The organism is Kitasatospora sp. NPDC101183 (assembly GCF_044767945.1).
In the GTDB taxonomy this organism is placed as follows: Bacteria; Actinomycetota; Actinomycetes; order Streptomycetales; family Streptomycetaceae; genus Kitasatospora.
Genome location: NZ_JBIWOW010000002.1, coordinates 322,840 through 338,838, shown reverse-complemented (window position 1 = coordinate 338,838; position 15,999 = coordinate 322,840). Strand labels below are relative to the sequence as shown.

21 protein-coding genes and 1 pseudogene are annotated in these 15,999 nt (G+C 71.6%); 10 read left to right on the top strand and 12 right to left on the bottom strand.

The genetic code is table 11. From position 1 onward, the window contains the following. Positions 1 to 94 precede the first annotated feature (94 nt). A pseudogene (locus ACIRRS_RS03740) lies at positions 95 to 457 on the top strand (HD domain-containing protein); the annotation flags it as partial. A gap of 512 nt (positions 458 to 969) precedes the next feature. On the opposite strand, the gene ACIRRS_RS03735 reads toward ACIRRS_RS03740, so the two are convergent. The 4 genes from ACIRRS_RS03735 to ACIRRS_RS03720 form a co-directional block, all read right to left on the bottom strand. Next, entirely contained in the window at positions 970 to 1,617 is a 648-nt protein-coding gene (locus ACIRRS_RS03735; protein WP_402964465.1) for a hypothetical protein, read from the bottom strand. A gap of 143 nt (positions 1,618 to 1,760) precedes the next feature. Then, the gene (locus ACIRRS_RS03730) at positions 1,761 to 2,798 is read right to left on the bottom strand and encodes a hypothetical protein (RefSeq protein ID WP_402964462.1); all 1,038 of its coding nucleotides are present in this window, start codon (positions 2,796 to 2,798) and stop codon (positions 1,761 to 1,763) included. Beyond that, on the bottom strand, positions 2,795 to 3,226 hold the full coding sequence (locus tag ACIRRS_RS03725; protein WP_402964459.1) for a tol-pal system YbgF family protein: 432 nt from the start codon (positions 3,224 to 3,226) through the stop codon (positions 2,795 to 2,797). The genes ACIRRS_RS03730 and ACIRRS_RS03725 overlap by 4 nt, the downstream gene beginning before the upstream one ends. 42 nt (positions 3,227 to 3,268) lie before the next feature. Then, entirely contained in the window at positions 3,269 to 4,399 is a 1,131-nt protein-coding gene (locus tag ACIRRS_RS03720) for a WD40 repeat domain-containing protein (protein ID WP_402964456.1), read from the bottom strand. A gap of 203 nt (positions 4,400 to 4,602) precedes the next feature. On the opposite strand from ACIRRS_RS03720, the gene ACIRRS_RS03715 reads away from it, so the two are divergent. Next, a complete protein-coding gene (locus ACIRRS_RS03715) occupies positions 4,603 to 5,103 on the top strand; it encodes a hypothetical protein (protein ID WP_402964453.1) in 501 nt (166 codons plus the stop codon). A 147-nt stretch (positions 5,104 to 5,250) separates the two neighbouring features. Here ACIRRS_RS03715 and ACIRRS_RS03710 read toward each other — a convergent pair whose 3' ends face one another. Together ACIRRS_RS03710 and ACIRRS_RS03705 are read right to left on the bottom strand one after the other, a co-directional pair. Further along, a complete protein-coding gene (locus tag ACIRRS_RS03710) occupies positions 5,251 to 6,468 on the bottom strand; it encodes a cytochrome P450 (protein WP_402964450.1) in 1,218 nt (405 codons plus the stop codon). Between the two features lie 94 nt (positions 6,469 to 6,562). After that, on the bottom strand, positions 6,563 to 6,781 hold the full coding sequence (locus ACIRRS_RS03705) for a ferredoxin (protein ID WP_402964447.1): 219 nt from the start codon (positions 6,779 to 6,781) through the stop codon (positions 6,563 to 6,565). Between the two features lie 233 nt (positions 6,782 to 7,014). Here ACIRRS_RS03705 and ACIRRS_RS03700 point away from each other — a divergent pair, with 233 nt between their 5' ends. Further along, positions 7,015 to 7,191 (top strand): hypothetical protein, encoded by a 177-nt coding sequence (locus ACIRRS_RS03700; protein WP_402964444.1) that lies wholly within the window; start codon positions 7,015 to 7,017, stop codon positions 7,189 to 7,191. A 146-nt stretch (positions 7,192 to 7,337) separates the two neighbouring features. Here ACIRRS_RS03700 and ACIRRS_RS03695 read toward each other — a convergent pair whose 3' ends face one another. The 3 genes from ACIRRS_RS03695 to ACIRRS_RS03685 all read right to left on the bottom strand — a co-directional run bounded on the left by ACIRRS_RS03695 (position 7,338) and on the right by ACIRRS_RS03685 (position 10,062). Beyond that, complete coding sequence (locus tag ACIRRS_RS03695; RefSeq protein WP_402964677.1) at positions 7,338 to 8,423, bottom strand: transposase; 1,086 nt, start codon at positions 8,421 to 8,423, stop codon at positions 7,338 to 7,340. Positions 8,424 to 8,520: 97 nt separating this feature from the next. Next, the gene (locus ACIRRS_RS03690; protein ID WP_402964441.1) at positions 8,521 to 8,997 is read right to left on the bottom strand and encodes a hypothetical protein; all 477 of its coding nucleotides are present in this window, start codon (positions 8,995 to 8,997) and stop codon (positions 8,521 to 8,523) included. Positions 8,998 to 9,105: 108 nt separating this feature from the next. Continuing rightward, complete coding sequence (locus tag ACIRRS_RS03685; protein WP_402964438.1) at positions 9,106 to 10,062, bottom strand: ArsR family transcriptional regulator; 957 nt, start codon at positions 10,060 to 10,062, stop codon at positions 9,106 to 9,108. Between the two features lie 156 nt (positions 10,063 to 10,218). Between ACIRRS_RS03685 and ACIRRS_RS03680 the strand changes: the two genes are divergently transcribed. Next, positions 10,219 to 10,812: a hypothetical protein gene (locus ACIRRS_RS03680; protein ID WP_402964435.1), complete on the top strand. Its 594-nt coding sequence runs from the start codon at positions 10,219 to 10,221 to the stop codon at positions 10,810 to 10,812. Positions 10,813 to 10,922: 110 nt separating this feature from the next. Further along, positions 10,923 to 11,477, top strand: coding sequence for a hypothetical protein (locus ACIRRS_RS03675; RefSeq protein WP_402964432.1), 555 nt, complete (start codon positions 10,923 to 10,925; stop codon positions 11,475 to 11,477). On the opposite strand, the gene ACIRRS_RS03670 is transcribed toward ACIRRS_RS03675, so the two are convergent. Further along, positions 11,444 to 11,839, bottom strand: a complete 396-nt coding sequence (locus ACIRRS_RS03670; protein WP_402964429.1) for a YybH family protein — start codon at positions 11,837 to 11,839, stop codon at positions 11,444 to 11,446. The two genes, ACIRRS_RS03675 and ACIRRS_RS03670, sit on opposite strands and share 34 nt — an antisense overlap. An 84-nt stretch (positions 11,840 to 11,923) precedes the next feature. Between ACIRRS_RS03670 and ACIRRS_RS03665 the strand changes: the two genes are divergently transcribed. Beyond that, complete coding sequence (locus tag ACIRRS_RS03665) at positions 11,924 to 12,271, top strand: winged helix-turn-helix transcriptional regulator (RefSeq protein WP_402964426.1); 348 nt, start codon at positions 11,924 to 11,926, stop codon at positions 12,269 to 12,271. 555 nt (positions 12,272 to 12,826) lie between these two features. Here ACIRRS_RS03665 and ACIRRS_RS03660 read toward each other — a convergent pair. After that, positions 12,827 to 13,294 carry an ATP-binding protein gene (locus ACIRRS_RS03660; protein WP_402964423.1) on the bottom strand — a complete coding sequence of 156 codons (468 nt, stop codon included), beginning with the start codon at positions 13,292 to 13,294 and terminating at the stop codon, positions 12,827 to 12,829. A gap of 112 nt (positions 13,295 to 13,406) precedes the next feature. On the opposite strand from ACIRRS_RS03660, the gene ACIRRS_RS03655 reads away from it, so the two are divergent. The 4 genes from ACIRRS_RS03655 (at position 13,407) to ACIRRS_RS03640 (ending at position 15,146) form a co-directional block, all read left to right on the top strand. Beyond that, positions 13,407 to 14,285, top strand: coding sequence for a Scr1 family TA system antitoxin-like transcriptional regulator (locus ACIRRS_RS03655; protein ID WP_402964420.1), 879 nt, complete (start codon positions 13,407 to 13,409; stop codon positions 14,283 to 14,285). Next, entirely contained in the window at positions 14,282 to 14,470 is a 189-nt protein-coding gene (locus ACIRRS_RS03650; RefSeq protein ID WP_402964417.1) for a DUF397 domain-containing protein, read from the top strand. The genes ACIRRS_RS03655 and ACIRRS_RS03650 overlap by 4 nt, the downstream gene beginning before the upstream one ends. A gap of 67 nt (positions 14,471 to 14,537) precedes the next feature. Then, entirely contained in the window at positions 14,538 to 14,774 is a 237-nt protein-coding gene (locus ACIRRS_RS03645; protein WP_402964414.1) for a DUF397 domain-containing protein, read from the top strand. A 3-nt stretch (positions 14,775 to 14,777) separates the two neighbouring features. Further along, positions 14,778 to 15,146 (top strand): nuclear transport factor 2 family protein, encoded by a 369-nt coding sequence (locus ACIRRS_RS03640; RefSeq protein ID WP_402964411.1) that lies wholly within the window; start codon positions 14,778 to 14,780, stop codon positions 15,144 to 15,146. Positions 15,147 to 15,183: 37 nt separating this feature from the next. On the opposite strand, the gene ACIRRS_RS03635 is transcribed toward ACIRRS_RS03640, so the two are convergent. Next, positions 15,184 to 15,912 (bottom strand): pentapeptide repeat-containing protein, encoded by a 729-nt coding sequence (locus ACIRRS_RS03635; protein ID WP_402964408.1) that lies wholly within the window; start codon positions 15,910 to 15,912, stop codon positions 15,184 to 15,186. Positions 15,913 to 15,999 lie beyond the last annotated feature (87 nt).

Below are 15,999 nucleotides of genomic sequence, written 5' to 3'. Positions count from 1 at the left end.
GCATCTGCTGCACACCTCCCTGGCTGTAGGACGGCGACGATCATGGGGCGAGGCGAAAGCCAGCCGGTCCGACAGGAAGAGGCAAGGGATTTTCATGGGTACGCGAACGGCCGTCCCGAGCAACGTGCTCGGCCTGACCCCCGAGTTCACCGACCCGCTGTGGCGCACCGCCGTCCGGCTGGCCCCGGTGGAGGCCGAACTGCTGCGCACCGCGCCGCTGCGGCGCCTGCACTTCGTCGCGCACGGCGGCGCCTCGGCGCTCAGCACCCTGCAGTCGTACTCCCGGCTGGAGCACACGCTCGGCGTGCTCGCGCTCGCCGCGCACTTCCACCCCGGGGACGAACTCCTGCGCGTGGCCGCCCTGGTGCACGACATCGGCCACCTGCCGCTGAGCCACACCTTCGAGGGCCTCGGCGGCCTCGACCACCACGCCATCGGCCTGGAACTGCTGCGCGCCGAGCCGGTCCGCGGCGTCCTCGACCGGCACGGGATCGCCGCCGGAGACGTCGAGCGCGTACTGGAGGGCCCCTCCCCGCTCGTCGGGCGCCCCGGCCTGATGAGCCTCGACCACCTCGACTCCTATGCCCGCAGCGGCCGTTCGGCCGGGCGGCTGGACGTCGACCCGGCGGCGCTGCTGTCGCGGCTGCGCCTGGTGGACGGCGTGGTGTCGGCCGGTCGCGCGGACGCGGCGGTGCTGGTGGGGCTGGTCGGCGCGGAGGCGCGGCTGCACACCTCCTGGGACAACGTGGGCCCGGTCTCGGTGGTGCGGCGTCTGGCCGAACGGCTGCTGGCGGAGCCGGAGTCCAAGGCGGAGGAGGTGGCGCGGATGACGGACCAGCAGCTGTGGTCCGCCCTCGAGGCCTGCGAGGGGACGGCCGAGGAGAGCCGCCGAATCCGGTACGAGGCCCACGAGTTGGAGGTCGAGGCCGGGGGCGAGGGCCCGGGGTGGGCGTTCTCGCTGCGCAAGATCTACCGCTCCGCGCCGCTGCTGGATGGCGGCCGGCTGGAGGAGGAGGCACCCGAACTCGCCGGGGAGCTGGAGGAGTTGGGCTCGCTGCCGACGGAGTTCCGGGTCAGGTGGCGCAGGTAGTAGGAGACGGTGACGAGGCCGAGCAGCGGGCCCCAGAGGAGGAGCGGCAGGTAGCAGACGCCGATGATGTCGAGCCACGGCCCGTCGTACGCCGGGTGGTGCTCGATGCTCCACCAGCTGAGGACCCCGCCGCCGGCGCCCCAGAGCCAGGTGAGCGCCACCGCCCCCAGCGCGGCCGGGACGACGGCGGCGAGCGGGCGCACCTGCCGCCCGCCGAGGAGCGGGATCCAGCGCGGCACCACCTCGCCCCAGGGCCGCACCAGCCCGAGGGTGAGCAGGGCGAGCGCCTCGGAGACGAGGCTGAGCGCGATCACGTAGACGGTGCCGGTCCCGGGGATGTCGAACTGCTCGCGCAGCACCGACTCCCCGTACCCGACGGGCAGTCCGAAGCCGAGCGCGATCCGCCACAGCCCGGAGGGCACGGTGGTGAGCGCGGCGGCGTGCGCGGCCCACACCGCCCAGCGCGGGGGCGGGGGAACGGCGGGCGCGGCGGCGGGCGGGGTGACGGGCGAGGCGGCGGTGATCATGCCTCCAGGCTCGCCCGGTCGCCGCGTCCCCGCCTCCCCCTGGAGAGCGGGTCGCCTCCCCTCAACGGGGGAGGCGACCGGCCGCGCGCACGTACCGGACCCATACCTGCGCCCGTGCGTGCGGGAGGGCGGTCGGCCACGGATCAACGCGCGGGTGCGCTCCACGGGTCCTCGAAGCGTGGCTCCGGGGAGGGGAGTTCGGGGTGGAGGATCTCGCGGACGCAGCGATGCAGCCCGGTCTCCCGCGAGGAGCTCGCGGCGGACATCCAGGGCAGCGCACGGTCCATCGCGCGGGCCCGCTCCTCGGTGGCGAGTGCGTCGACGGCGTCGCGCAGGCGAGAGGGGGCGGGCTCGTCGGTCACGCAGAGCCAGCCGATCGCGGCGGCGAGGCGGACTTCGGGCGCCTCGGCCCCGTCCTGCCACAGCGCCCGCAGCCACGCCGTTGCGGCCGGGTGTGGACGGGCCCGCGTCGCCTCGGCGGTGGCGAGCGCGAGGGCGGCGCGGACGGTCGGGTCCGGCTCGGCGCCGAACCGGTCGAGGAACGCGCCCCGGAGGGTGCGGTCGGGGTCGGCGGCGGTCGCCAGTGCGTACGCGGCGTTGACGCGGTTCGCCGGGGCGGGATCGCCGAGCAGGGGCAGCAGGAGGCCCGCGTCGGCGGTGATCGCGGCCCGGGCGGCGGCGACGGACCAGGCGGCGGGGTAGCCGGTCACCTCGTACCCGTATCCGTCGTCGTCGGCGTCATCGAGCCCGTCGGAGCGGTGGAGCAGCAGCGTGTCCCGGCACGCCCGCCCGACGTACCGGGCGCGGGCCGGGGCGGAGGCCTCGGCGAGCGCGAGGGAGCGGTGGGGGTGGCGGGGGTCGGCGGCGATCCGGATCAGGAACGGGACGGCGAGCACGGCGCCCGCCCGCGCGTCGTCGGCGCACAGGCTGCCGACCACGTCCGCCCCGACGGGGAGGGCCCCGGTGTGCAGCAGCCGCAGGGCCTCCCCGACCCGGTCGCCGTGCGGGAAGCGCTCCCAGGGGATCTCGTCGAGCAGGAATCCGTCCTTGGCCCCGGTCCGGAGGGAGGCCACCACCGCCCGCACGTCGTACGGCCCGCCCGCGAAGGCGGACGGCGGTGTGCCGTCCGCCAGTTCGCGGCACACGGCGAAGGTGGGGTCGAGCCGCCAGGCGTCGCTCACGCCGGGTCCAGTTCCGCGCGGGTGCGCAGGAAGGCGAGGTACCGGGGGTCGTCCTCGGCGAAGAGTTCCGCGCCGCCGCCCATGTAGGCGCGCATCAGCTCGTCCGCCGCCCGGTCCCGGTCGCCGAGTTCGAGGGCGGTCTGGCCGAGGCGGAGGTGGACGTACGGGTTGCCGAGCCCGCCGGGGCACTGGACGGCGTTGTGGAAGCACTTGTGCGCCCGGTCGTGGACGCCGGTGCGGAAGTGGACGTCGCCCAGGGCGGCGTAGATCCAGGTCGAGGCCGCCCACTGGCGCGGGTCGCCGGGCAGCAGGCGCAGGGCGGCGACGTAGCGCTCCTTGGCCTGGGCGAACTCCCGTGCCCCGGCGAGGGAGTCGCCCTCGCGGCACAGCTCCGTGATCTCGGCGTGGATCTCGTCCGGCAGGTGCACGGGTCGTCCCTCGGAGGCTTCGGGCGATGGGCTGTCCGAAGCCTAGGACACGCTCAGGTCCGTGAGGCGCCAGGTGTTCACCGTCTTGTCGTACCCGCCGGTGGCGAGCCGCAGTTCACCGCCGACGTCGATCTGGCACAGGGCCTGCACCCAGCCGCAGCCGAACGACCCCGTGAAGCCCTCGACGCCGCCCACGGTGCCCACGTGCTCGCCCGTGGCCGGGTCCCAGAGCTTGACGCCCGGCCCGTCGCCGGCGGAGGCCAGCAGGTGCCGCTCGCCGACCTCGACCTGGCACAGGGCGTGCAGCGAGCCGAAGTCGTCCTCCATGGAGCGGAGTTGCTCCCCGGTGGCCGGGTTCCACAGCCGCACCTTCTGGTGGGTGTCGGCCGAGGCGAGCAGGATCTCGTCGGCGGCCCGTATCTGGCACAGGGCCGTCGGCCAGCCGTCGTGGTGGCCCGTCAGCACCCGGAGCTGCTCGCCCGTGGCCGGGTCCCACAGTCGCAGCGTCCTGTCCAGGTGGGCGGTGGCGAGCAGTTCCCCGCCCTCGGAGTGCACCGTGCTCACCGCCATGACCCCGCCGGCGCGGGGCGAGAGGACCCGGACCAGCTCGCCCGAGGCCGGGTCCCACAGCCGGATCGCCTGGTCGTCCCCGCCGGCGGCCAGCAGCACTCTGTCGCCCACCCGCACCTGGCACACCCCGCGCAGGGCGGCCATCGTCGCCTTGAGGACGGACACCTGCCTGCCCGAGCCCGGCTCCCACAGCCGCACCGTCCGGTCGTCCCCGCCGGAGGCCAGGAGGGGCCGGCCGTCGACCTCCACCTCGCACAGGGCGTTCACCCCCCAGCGGTGCCCGATCAGGGTGGCGACCACGTTCCCCGTGTCCGGGTCGTTGACCGTGATCACCGGCCGGCGGCCCGCGGAGGCGAGCAGGTGCCGCTCGCCCACCCGGATCTGGCACACGGCCTTGACCCGCGGGGTGATCGCCTTCAGCGCCACCCTCCTCGCGGAGACGAGGACCACCACGACCACCAGCGCGGCGATGAGCGCCTGCTCCGCCGAGATCACCCGGAACAGGGCCAGTGCGACGACGACGGCCAGCAGCAGGCGCATCCGGAGGATGCGGAACACCACGAGGTGCAGTCCGAGCGAGAGGCGCGTGTTGACGGTCGACACCCTGGACTCCTTCGGAGCATGTGACGCATGGTCAAGTACCCGTAAATTCAAGGTATTCAGGCCACCCTAGTGCCCGGAGACCGCGCCTGTTCCCCAATCGCGCCGGACGGAGGCTACGGCCTTCGCCATCCGGTGCACGGTTGGCGGGGGAGCAGGGTGTGCGGCAGGATCGTCGTCGAACGAATGGGGGTGGCACTGTGCTGGTGCGCAGGGTGGTTGCGCTGGTGGTCGCGGCGGGGGCCGTGGTGGCTTTGGCGGGATGCGACGGCGGTGGGGGCGGTGGTGCCGACGCGGCGAAGCCGAAGCCGAAGGCGACGGTCGGTCACGACACGGCGCTGGTGCGGAAACTGTTCCCGTACTTCGGCGAGGTGACGGAGACGACCTGGGCGACCAAGGTCCTCGGCACGAACACCCGGCAGGACGTGCCCGGGCCGACGGACCAGGAATTCACCGGGGTCGCGAAGCTCGGCGGGAGCTCGATGGCGGCGCTGGTGGCGCTGAAGAGCGACTGGGCGAACGCGCAGATCACCTGCGCTGTCCCGGAGGAGCTGAAGGCCGAGACGGGCGACCTCGCGGGCTGGCTGCGGTCCGAGCAGTTCGACCGCTCGGTGGCGAAGGGCCACTACACCGGCAGCTTCTACCTCGACGTCCCGCACGGCCGGGTGTTCTTCTGCACCATGAACCCGAGGGAGCCCGCCGCCTAGGAGCCGGACGGCCGGTGCCGCCCGCCGCTCCCGGTCGTCACGCCGGGGCGGCGGGCGGCGGGCGGCGGCGGGCGGCACGGGGCGGCACCGCGCGGATGCGTCTACCTCGGCACCGTCGCCGCGGCCGCTCCCGTCATCGGGCCCCGCTCACCAGGTCACGGGCAGCGACCGCATCCCGTAGATGAACGAGTCGGTGCGGAACTCGCGCTCGCCGGCCGGCCGCAGCCCCGGCAGCCGGCGGAACAGCGTCTCCAGGGCGATCTGGAGTTCGGCGCGGGCCAGCGGCTGGCCCAGGCACTGGTGCACGCCGAAGCCGAACGTCAGCTGCCGCCGGGCGTCCCGGTGCACGTCCAGCTCGTCCGTCGCCCGGTGGGCCTCGCCGCCGAACACCGTCTCGTCCCGGTTGGCGGTGGAGAGCATCGCCATCACGCCCTCCCCGGCCCGGACGGTGACGCCGCCCAACTCCACGTCCTCCAGGGCCACCCGGGGCAGGCCGGTGTGCACGATGGTCAGCAGCCGCAGCAGCTCCTCCACCGCGCCCGGCAGGGTGGCCGGGTCGGCCAGGGCGGGGATCTGCTCGGGGTGCTCCAGCAGCAGCGCGACCGACAGCGCGATCATGCTCGCGGTCGTCTCGTGCCCGGCGATCAGCAGCAGCACCGCCATGCCGGCCACGTCGTCCGGGGTCAGGTCGTCCCGCGCCGCGAGCCGGCTGAGGGCGTCGTCCTCCGGCTGTGCGCGCTTGCGGCCCGTCAGGTCGCGCAGGTACTCCCGGACCTCCTCCTGGGCCTCCCGGAGCTGCTCCACGGTGCTCTCCCGGCCGAGCATCGTGCGGCTCAGGCTCTGGAAGCGGTCGTGGTCCTCGTACGGCACGCCGAGCAGCAGGCAGATCGCCAGCGAGGGCACCGGCAGCGCGAAGTCGGTGACCAGGTCGGCCGTGGTCCGGCCCTCGGTCATCCGGTCCAGCACACCGTCCACGATCCGCTGGATCTCCGGGCGCAGCGTCTCCACCCGCTTGACCAGGAACTCCCCGGTGATCATGCGGCGCTGGCGGGCGTGCTCGGGGTCGTCGAGCCGCAGGAAGTCCGGGTTGTCGGTGATCAGCGAGCGGGCGCCGGCGATCAGCAGGGGGAAGGACGGGTGGCGGATGTCGGCGCTGAACCGGCGGTCGGACAGCACGGTGCGGACCTCGGCGAAGCCGGTGACCAGCCAGCAGAGGTCCCCGTCGGGCAGTTCGGCCCTGGTCACCGGCCCGGTGGCGGCGGCCTCGGGGTACGCGGGCGGCGGGTCGAACGGGCAGCCGCCGGAGTGCGCGGCGGGCAGCAACGGGACGGCGGCGGTGGGTGTGGTGGTGGGTGCGGTGGTCAAGGCGGGGGTCTCCTCATGTCGCGGGTGTCCTCGTGGGGGCGCAGGGAGGCCCAGGAAGGTACCCAGCGGCCTGCGGGGCCGGTGGCGGGGTCCGTCAGGCCCCGGTCCGCGCGGGCTCGTCCCCGGTGACGGTGATCGCCAGGCCCGGGCAGAGCTCGGCGGCGAGCCTGACGACGTCGAACTGCTCGGGCAGGAGGACGGTCTGACGGAGCATCACCAGACTGTCCCGCTCGTCCTGGTCGAAGACCTCGGGGGCGTTCGTCACGCACATACCGGAACTGCAGCAGCGGTCCCGGTCGACGCTCACCTGCATGTCGGGCACCTTTCGCCAGGGCGGCACCGGCTGCCCGGCGGCCGCCTCTCGATGTCCCGGTCAACCTAGCCGCCGCTGGTCCGCCTACGGAGGGGTACGGTGGCCGGATCGAGATTGGCTGATTCGGTCTCTTTGCGTGAACCCCGGTGCGGCGTAATGCGTTTCCATCGGCGGCCCTTCGCCGGACGGGGTGCCGGACGCGGCCGCGCGGACGGCCTCGCAGGGCTTCGGCGGTGGCCAACTCCCGTACGGGGGGCGCCGTGCAGGCCTCGGCGGCGCTCCTGCCCGGCCCGTGGCGCACCCACCCGGGCGAACCGCAGGGTGGGCCCGGCGGGGCGGCGGGGGCCGCGCCGGAGGCCGTCGAAGGCGACCTCGACGACGAGTTCCGGCCGGTCCTGGACGGAACCTAGGAGCGTGGGTCAGTAACGGGCAAGGGGCTGGGCGGTCGTGGTCGGCGAGATCGGTTGTGGGCGCCCGGCGTGTGTCTGCTGGGCGGGAGGTTCGGGTCCTGTCGGCCCGGGAAGTGGCCTGATGGGGCGGGGCTGGCCCCGCCCGGTCAGCCGATCGCCGCGGTGAGACCGGCGGTTCCGACGTGTCGGAAGATCTTGCGGAGGTTGTGGCAGGCAGCCAGTAGTCGCCACTCCGCCCGGGCGCCGTCCTCGCCGCGGAGCATCAGCCGGCGGCCGTTCTGACAGGTCATGATCTGGCCGAAGACGGGTTCGATGATGGCCTTGCGGCGGATGTAGGCGGCTTTGCCGGGTTTGGTCCGCAGCTTGCGGGCCATGCGTTCCTTCAGCGTGGCGTTCGCCGGAATCCGTCCGCGCGGTGCGGGCGGGACCTGCTCGTCGTGGCCGAGGCGGCCGGTAGCCATGAACGTTTCGGTGCCGCAGGCGAGTTGGCGATCCTTGGCGGCCTCAAGGTTCGTCTCGGAGCAGTACCCGGCGTCAAGGAGTGCCTGCCCCGGGTGGATGCCGGTGTTCGCGTGGGACTGGTCGAGCATCGTGGTGTAGTCCAGCGTGTCCGAGGCGTTGGTCGTCAAGTCGGCGGCGGTGATGACCTGGTGGGCCTCGTCGACGACGGCCTGCGCGTTGTATGCCTGGATGTAGGCGCCGGCGCCGTTCTTCATGATGCGGGAGTCGGGGTCGGTGAAGTTGGCCTGCGCCTTCGGTTTGGGCCGGGCCTTCGCGGCGGCCTTGTGCCCGGCCTCGGTGACCGCGCTCTCGTCACTGGTGCCGGCACGCCCCTGGCGGCGGCGCCGGAAGCGGGAGATCGAGCGGAAGTCCGGGGCCTGGTCGGCGGCCAGGAACCGGAACGCGATGTCATCGACGCACTTGCGCTCGATGGCCCGCGAGGAGTGGACGCCGGTGGTGTAGCCGCAGATCAGCAGGCGCACCATCAGGCGCGGATCGTAGGGCGGGAAGCCGCGCTTCTCGGTGTAGTCGGCCAGGACCGGTCCCGGATCCAGCACGTCGTCGACCAGGTCGGCGACGAACCCGGCCAGGTGCCCCTCGGGCAGCCGGTCGTCCAGTGACGGCGGCAGCAGCAGGGCCTGGTGCGGGTCGAATGCCCGGAACCGCTTGTCCGCCGCCGCCGCCGCACGGCCCTGCGGCTGCTTGTTCTCGACCGGCTCGACCTCGAACAGCCCATCCCCACCACGCATACAGCCATCATTCCGTACGAATGATCACGAATCGAAGGCGGGTTGCCGGTTGCCGGCCCACACTCTTGGCGCCTCCTACTCAGCCGAGCACCGTGTACTTCACTCGCTCTTGGAGCGGAGTCAAGCGCTCCGTCAGCCATCGCGTCTCGATGCTCTCCACGCGGTCGGGCGGTTCGTCCTCATCTCCGGCCCAGCACATGTATATGTCGACCTTCCCGTGCGGAAGGGCCGCGGACACCAGCGCCGCCAGGCATTCCCGTGAGTGTTTCTGCGCGAGGAGCTCCTCGCGCTCCTCGTCTCGCATCGCGTCGATGAGCGCCATCGCATCGGCCACGTCGGCGAATCCCTCCCACTCGAGCTGGGAGCTGTTGAATCCGCAACCACAGCCCTCATGTGAGCCAACGTAGGTCACATGTGGTGAAGTGAAGCGCGCTCGAGCGGGCGCGTCGGTGGCAATCTCGCGGACCTCGCAATAGCAGGTCACGAGGTGGGGATCGGCAGTGCAGAGGATTGGCGGTACGGGCTGTTCGGTTCCAATCCACACCATCAGACACATGCGGACGAGGCTACGCTCGGCACGCCGCGATTGCACTCAGTACCTGTGTCGTCGGTGGTCCACTCCCGCACGAATCGAAGGCGGGTTGCCGGTTACTGACCCACGCTCCTAGCCGCGCAGCAGGTCGCGCCCCAGCGGTGTGAGGCTGTGCCGGACCTGTCGGCCCAGGCGCTCGGTGGTGACGGCGCCCGCGTTGCGCAGGGCGGTGGCGTGGGCCGAGGCGGTCGGCGGGGAGACGTCGATGCGCGCGGCCAACTCCGCCGTGCCGCACGGGCCTTCAGCGATCGCCAGCAGCGCGCGGGCCCTGGCGGGGCCGATCAGTCCGGCCAGCCCGTCGGCGCGGCGGGCCGGCCGCTGTCGGCTCGGGTACAGCAGGACGGCCGTGCGGCCCTCGGCGAGCGCCGCGGTCGGGGCGTGGAGGAACAGGTTGGGGCGCAACTCCAGCCCGCTGCCGTCCAGTTGGTGGGTGAGGTTCCACTCCGGGCTCCCCCAGCGGAGGCGGCCCTCGTCGCTCCAGGCCAGGCGCGGGTGGAGCCCGGCGAGCATCGCGCCGGTGCCCGACTCGGCGAGGGCGTGCGCGCGGTGGGCGACGTCCGCCCGCAGGGCACGCCGGATGTCGCGCCAGTCGGGGGCGAGGCAGGCGCGGTACAGCGCCCAGGCGGCGTCGGTGAGCAGCCGGAGGCGTCGGTCCCGGTCGTCGCGCAGTTCGGCGATGGGGCGCGGGAGTCGGGGCCCGTCGCCGTAGAACTCCATGGCCCGGTGGAAGTCGCCGTCGTCGACGGCGAGGAGGGCGTCGAGTTCGTCGCCGAGGCCGGTCCCGGGGACGGAGGCGGCGGGGGCCAGGAAGTCGGGCGGGCCGAGGGGGCTCGCGTTGACCAGCTCGATCAGGGGCGCGGCCCGCTGCGGCGCGCGGGCCATGACCTGGCGCCACCACCGCTCGTGGCCGATCGAGTCGCGCACGCAGTGGTACGCCGGGCCGGCGACCCCGCTGAGCAGGTGGTCCATGGGGGAGACGCCGAAGCGCACCCGCGCCAGGTCGGCCATCCCGAAGCTGATTTCGAGCACAGCAGATGATGGCGCCCGAGTGCCGTCCGGCGCAGGAGAAACGTTCAACCATGAGGCCCTGGACCGAATAGCTGGTGGCCGGTGAACCCCCGGCGTGACCATGCTCGGGCCGCGGGGCACGCGGCGGCCAACCGTCCTGGTACAGGGAGCAATCACATGGGAACGTCCGGAAAGCCCGTCAGACGCCGTCGCACCGTGCGCACCACCCTCGCCGCCCTCGGCGTCGCCGTCTCCTCGATCGCCGTCGCCATCGGCGCTCCGGCCACGAGCGCGAGCGCACAGGCGCACTCGTGCGCCGCCGACGACGGTGGGCGCCTGCTGCTCGGCACGCCGGTGAACATCTGGGACCGGAAGCTCTGGGGCGGCCTGCCCATCGGGGACACCAGCCTCGGCGTCCTCTACATGGGCTACATCCCGTCCTGCCGCCAGGTCTACGCGGAGATCCATCTCAACGGCAACGGCGGGCTCATCGCCGGCGGCACGATCTACCTGGCCGACGAGCGCCACAACTCCACCGGCCGGCTCACCTTCGGCCCCGTCGTGGGCTACCAGTTCGTCACCTCGGGCATCGTGTCGATCGACGTCCCGGAGTACGACCAGGGGAGCACCTACGCCTACCCGATGGCGTTCCGCGCGGCGCTCTCGTTCACCGAGTACAACGGGTGCAGCACGATCCTGACCTCGGGCACGCACGAGTTCTCCACGGGCGCCAACCACGACGACGGCAACGGCGCGACCTGCGACCACTGAGGTTCGTCCCCGTGTGCGCAGGAAGTCGGCCAGGCCGACTTCCTGCGCACGTCATTGGTGCGGGAGAAACTCGGAGGTGCGTTCGGCGGTCGGTTGGGAGTATGGGCCGCATGCTGACGCTGTCGATGAACGACGCCGCGGTCGAGATGCTCGGGCTCGCCGACGGGGCCGGGCTGATGCCGCCCGAGGGACTGTCCGACGGGCTGCGCGAGTTGCTGGCGAGGGGGATCACCCGCCAGGGCGAGGTGATCAGTTGGGGGAGCGGGGCGAACGGTGCTCTGGACGCTCCCGGGAACTACCAGAACCTCAGCGTGTGGGAGAGCTCCCACAACTCCTTCCACCTGGAGGACTACGTCCCCGTGGACCGGCTGATCGTCGAGTGCGTCCCCCAGGTCTCGGAGGACGCCCAACGCGTCCTCCTCCGCCAGGGGTTCGCCCTCGCGATGGGGATGCGGGGGCTCTTCGCCGAACTCGACCCCCCGGCTCCGGTGCGGTTCCTCATCGCGGCCAACGACACCTGTGCGACGTTCAGGTTCGTCCAGGTCCGCGAGGGCGAAGCGGTGTTCGGCGAGGACCTCGACGCGTTCCGGACGGACAGGGTGCTGGTCGTCGAGTACCTGCCGAACCGGTATCAGGCCGTGCCGAAGGGGTTGTCGATCACGTAGCGCCACCGCCCGTCCTCCCCGCGCCGGGCGACGTCGGTGGCGGTGCCGGTGAGGTGGATCTTGGTGCCGTCGGGGGTGGTGCCCTCGATCGTCCAGTCGACGACGAGGAGCGCCAGGTCGTCCGCGACGTACGCGTGCCGGGGCCGGGCGGTGATCGGCAGCCCGAGGGACTGGAACTCCGCGCTGGCGCGGGTGAGTTCGTCCCCGGTGGTGCTGCGGCCGGGCGCGGGGACGAAGACGGCGCCGGGCTCGTAGACCCGGGCGAGGGCGTCCGGGTCCCCGCTGTTGAAGGCGGCGGCGAAGACGGCCGGGTGTTGTGCGGGGTCGGTGGCCAGGGAGAGGCTGGCGGGGTGGCGAGTCATGTGAGTAGTGAAGTTGGGTCCCGCGTGGGTCACCAAACGGAAAGCGACGGGTCCGGGCGGCTCCGGCCCTGGGACGAGGAGTTGGTGCCGGACGCGCGCGGCCGGACCGCGCGCCCGGAGGCGGACTGCCCCGTGGAGGTGGCGCTCGCCGCGATCGCCGGCCGCTGGACCACGCTGGTGATGCGGGAGTTGATGCACGGCCCGGCCTCGTACGGCGAACTGCGCGACCGCCTGCCGACCCTCAGCCCGAAGGTGCTGGCCGAGCGCCTGCGGGCGCTGGAGGAGCGGGAGTTGGTGGTACGGGAGCGGCTGGTCGGCTTCCCCGTGCGGACCTCGTACGGGCTGACGGCGCGGGGCGAGGCACTGCGCCCGCTGCTGGTGGAGCTGTACCGGACCGGAGCGGCGCTGCGCGGTGGTGGAGCGTCCGGCTGAGGAGGACTGCCGCTCGATGCTCAGCGCACTGAGGAGTCGTACGCCAGAACGGGGGACATGCTGCATGAAGGCGGATCGCACGGGGAATCTGCGTGTACACACTATGTCTATCGAAAGGTGTCACCCGTGCGTCGCATTGCTGTCATCATGCTGGGAGTCGCCGCATTCGTCGGAGCGACGGCGTCACCGGCGAGCGCCATCATCGATCCATCCGCGACGATTGCTTGTCTCGTGGGAACCGTCCCCGGCGACGTTGCCAATCCCGCCGGGGCGAGCGGGGCGATCAACGCCTGTCTCGGTTCGTAGTCTGCGGCGCGGCCGTATACCGCTCGTACGAGGCCGGTTTGTGTGAACGTGTGTGAGGAGTGGGAAGTCGGTGGGGCCGACTTCCCACTCCTCTTGTGTGGTCAGGGAGTTGCGGTGGCGGTTGGGGGTGGAGGTGGGGGCTTGGGGGCGTGGTGGTGGGTGTGGGGGAGGACCCAGGCGAGCAGCGCGAGGAGGAGGGTGAGGGGGAGGAGGGTGCAGAGGGTCGCGCTGGTGTGACTATGGCGGGGTTCAGGGGGCATCGGGGGTGACGGGGTCGAGGTCGAGTTCGGCCCAGACGGTCTTGGAGTTGGGGAAGCGGGGGATGGTGCCCCAGCGGTCGGCGAGGGCGTCGATGAGGGTGAGGCCGCGCCCGGACTGGGAACCGGGGCGGTGGGTGGTGGGGAGGACGGGGAGGCGCTCGCCCCGGGGGTCGCTGATCTCGATGCGGAGGGTGGTGACGCCCCGGCGCACGGGGGTGGTGAGGGAGAGGTGAAGTTCGAACCCGCGCCCCGCAATGCGACCGTGCGTGATCGCGTTGGCGGCGAGCTCCGCGACGATCAGGAGGGCGGAGTGGAAGGACTCCGTGTGAGCGGAGTGGAGTTCCCAGAGCGTGAGTTGACGTCTCGCGATGCGGCGGCCCACGGCTGCGCCCTTGGGGGTGGCGGGGAGGAGGCTGGTGTGACTGCGGGGGTTGTGGAGGGGGATTTCCGTCGTCATGGCTCAAAGCGTGCCGGTACGGACATACGCTGACCATGCACCCGGGCTGTACAGAGAGTGCCTGTGTAGGTGCGGACAGCTTTTGTTCATGCAGCTGAGTGGGGTGGTCCCGATGGCGCAGCGCAACAACGACTCCGATGATGAAATCCGGCCGGAACCGCCGGAGGACCTCGGGGAGGTTTCGGACTTCTTCCGGGCGATCGGCAAGCAGATCAAGCTCCTTCGGGAGCAGGCCGGGATGACGCAGAAGGAGTACGGCGAGCACGTTGGCTACGGAGAACAGCTGATCGGCTCGGTCGAGCGTGGTACCCGTACGCCGCAGCCGGAACTGCTGGTGGCGACGGACAAGCTCTTCAATGCTGGTGGCATGCTGGCCGTCACCAAGGACGACGTGATAAATGCGCGCAAGAAGGCGCGAATGCGCTACCCAGCCTGGTTCAGGGGCTACGTCACCCTGGAGCCTGTGGCTGTCGAGATCCACGAGTACAGCCTCTTCGCGGTTCCGGGACTTCTTCAGACCGAGGCGCACGCGCGTGCTGTGTACGGGATGAGGCAGCCATTGCTGGCCGAGGATGTCATCGACCAGCGAGTAGCCTCTAGGCTGGCTCGCCAGGAGATCCTGACGAACTGGCCACGCGCGATCTTCAGTTGGGTCATCGACGAGAGTGTTCTGTTGCGGCCCCTGGGGGGTTGGGAAGTCCACAGGGAACAGCTTCAACGGCTTCTGGATGTGGGGCGGATGAGGGGGATGTCTATCCAGATCATGCCCCTCAGTCGAACCGAGCATCCCGGAATGGGTGGTCCGTTCACGCTGATCACGCCGAAGGGGCGGCCACAGAACGGATACATCGAGGCTCAGCAGAGCAGCCGACTGATCACGGATCAGGAGGAAGTCCGTATTATGAACGTACGCTACAACGCCCTCAGGGCACAGGCTCGTACGCCGCAGGAATCCGTGTCCATGGTCGAGAAGATGCTGGGAGAACAATGAACGCGAAGCTGTCGTGGATCAAGAGCAGCTACAGCACCAACGAGGGCGGCCAGTGCGTCGAGGTTGCGGATGCGCCCGGCATCGTCCACGTCCGTGACTCCAAGGACAAGAGCGGTCCCCAGCTGGCGTTCGAGCCGGCCGCATGGGAGGCGTTCGTGAAGTTCGCCGCCAACACCGAGGTCTGATCCCGGACCTCCCCTCAACGGCCCACCGCCTTCCCGGCGGCGGGCCGTTGGCGTACCGTCACGGAGCATGAAACTCCTCTGGTACAAGAGCAGTTACAGCAGCAACGAGGGCGGCGAATGCGTCGAGATCGCCTGGCGGAAGAGTAGTTACAGCGGCAACGAAGGCGGCGAATGCGTCGAGGTCGCCGAGACCACCGCAGCCGTCCTCGTCCGCGACTCCGAGGACCCCTCCGGCCCGCACCTCACCTTCGACCCGGCCGCCTGGCAGTCCTTCCTCACCTACGCCGCCACCGCGACGGTGTAGCCCATGGCCCGGACGAACATCCGCGCCGCCGTCAACGACCTCGTCTTCTCCCACGACCTCGACCTCCACGAAGCCGCCGAGCGTCACATCACCCCGGACTACACCCAGCGCACCGACGGCCACCCCCTCGACCACGCCGCCTTCCTCGCCCACGTCGCCAACATCCGTGCGACCGTGGCCTCCGGCTCGATCGAGGTCCATGACGAACTGGTCGACGGCGACCGCTACGCCGACCGCCACACCATGACCGTCACCAACAAGGACGGCTCGTCCTTCCGCATGGAGGTCTACCTCTTCGCCGAGTTCGCCGCCGACGGTCGCTTCCGCCACGTCGACGAGACCACCCTCCTCCTCGACGGCGTCGCCCCCTGACCGTGCTGAGTCCTCCCGGCCCGACCGCCGGGAGGACTCACCCCACCGGAACCGGCGGAACGGACAGGTCCGCCCCGCTGCTCCCGGAGCCCTGGACCTGGTACTGCCCGCCGCCGATCGGCACTGAGCGGTTGCGCATCGCCCGGACCAAGCTGCTGGGCCACTGCGTCCGCTCCGACCAGGTCACCGCGACGAGGTTCGCGTCGGTCAGAATCGCGTCGCGCAGGTCCGCGCCACTCAGGTCCGCACCCGTCAGGTCTGCTTCGATCAGGCTCGCGCTGTTCAGGTCCGCGCCGGTCAGGTCGACGTTCACCAGGTTGGTGCCGAGAAGCCTCGCACTGCGTAGAACGACGTTTGTCAGTCTCGCCCCACCCAGGCTCGTGTTGGTCAGGACGGCGCGAGTCAGGTCGGCGCCGGTCAGGTCGGCGCCATGGAGTGAGGAAGCGCTCAGGTCGGCATGGGCCATGTTCGCTTCGCGTAGCCTCGCTCCGACCAGGATCGCGTGCGGCAGCGCGGCGGAGCGCAAGTTCGCGCCCCGAAGGTGTGCCTCGAGGAGCACTGCGCGGCTCAGATTTACGGATTCCAGAGTTGTGTGGGTGAGGATCGCTCTGGTCAGGTTCGCGCCCGTCAGGTTCGCGCCCGTCAGGTTTGCGCGGGTCAGGTAGGCGCCAGCCAGGTTCGCCCCAGTCAGGTCAGCGCCGGTCAGGTCAGCGTTGGCGAGCCGGACCATGCGCAGGCCCGTATATCGCAGATCCGCGTCCGCCATGTGCTGCCTTCGCGCGCCCCCGGCCAGGAGCACGCGGGACCACCAGGTGGACGCCCGGATACGGAGCCATGGGCTGGTGGGGCGGGC

Excerpts from the sequence above, each read along its gene's own strand:
- ACIRRS_RS03735 (WP_402964465.1), bottom strand. The coding sequence starts at position 1,617 with ATGATCACCGCCGCCTCGCCCGTCACCCCGCCCGCCGCCGCGCCCGCC.
- ACIRRS_RS03705 (WP_402964447.1), bottom strand. The coding sequence starts at position 6,781 with ATGCAGGTGAGCGTCGACCGGGACCGCTGCTGCAGTTCCGGTATGTGC.
- ACIRRS_RS03690 (WP_402964441.1), bottom strand. The coding sequence starts at position 8,997 with ATGTGTCTGATGGTGTGGATTGGAACCGAACAGCCCGTACCGCCAATC.
- ACIRRS_RS03680 (WP_402964435.1), top strand. The coding sequence starts at position 10,219 with ATGGGAACGTCCGGAAAGCCCGTCAGACGCCGTCGCACCGTGCGCACC.
- ACIRRS_RS03675 (WP_402964432.1), top strand. The coding sequence starts at position 10,923 with ATGCTGACGCTGTCGATGAACGACGCCGCGGTCGAGATGCTCGGGCTC.
- ACIRRS_RS03670 (WP_402964429.1), bottom strand. The coding sequence starts at position 11,839 with ATGACTCGCCACCCCGCCAGCCTCTCCCTGGCCACCGACCCCGCACAA.
- ACIRRS_RS03660 (WP_402964423.1), bottom strand. The coding sequence starts at position 13,294 with ATGACGACGGAAATCCCCCTCCACAACCCCCGCAGTCACACCAGCCTC.
- ACIRRS_RS03655 (WP_402964420.1), top strand. The coding sequence starts at position 13,407 with ATGGCGCAGCGCAACAACGACTCCGATGATGAAATCCGGCCGGAACCG.
- ACIRRS_RS03650 (WP_402964417.1), top strand. The coding sequence starts at position 14,282 with ATGAACGCGAAGCTGTCGTGGATCAAGAGCAGCTACAGCACCAACGAG.
- ACIRRS_RS03645 (WP_402964414.1), top strand. The coding sequence starts at position 14,538 with ATGAAACTCCTCTGGTACAAGAGCAGTTACAGCAGCAACGAGGGCGGC.
- ACIRRS_RS03640 (WP_402964411.1), top strand. The coding sequence starts at position 14,778 with ATGGCCCGGACGAACATCCGCGCCGCCGTCAACGACCTCGTCTTCTCC.
- ACIRRS_RS03635 (WP_402964408.1), bottom strand. The coding sequence starts at position 15,912 with ATGGCGGACGCGGATCTGCGATATACGGGCCTGCGCATGGTCCGGCTC.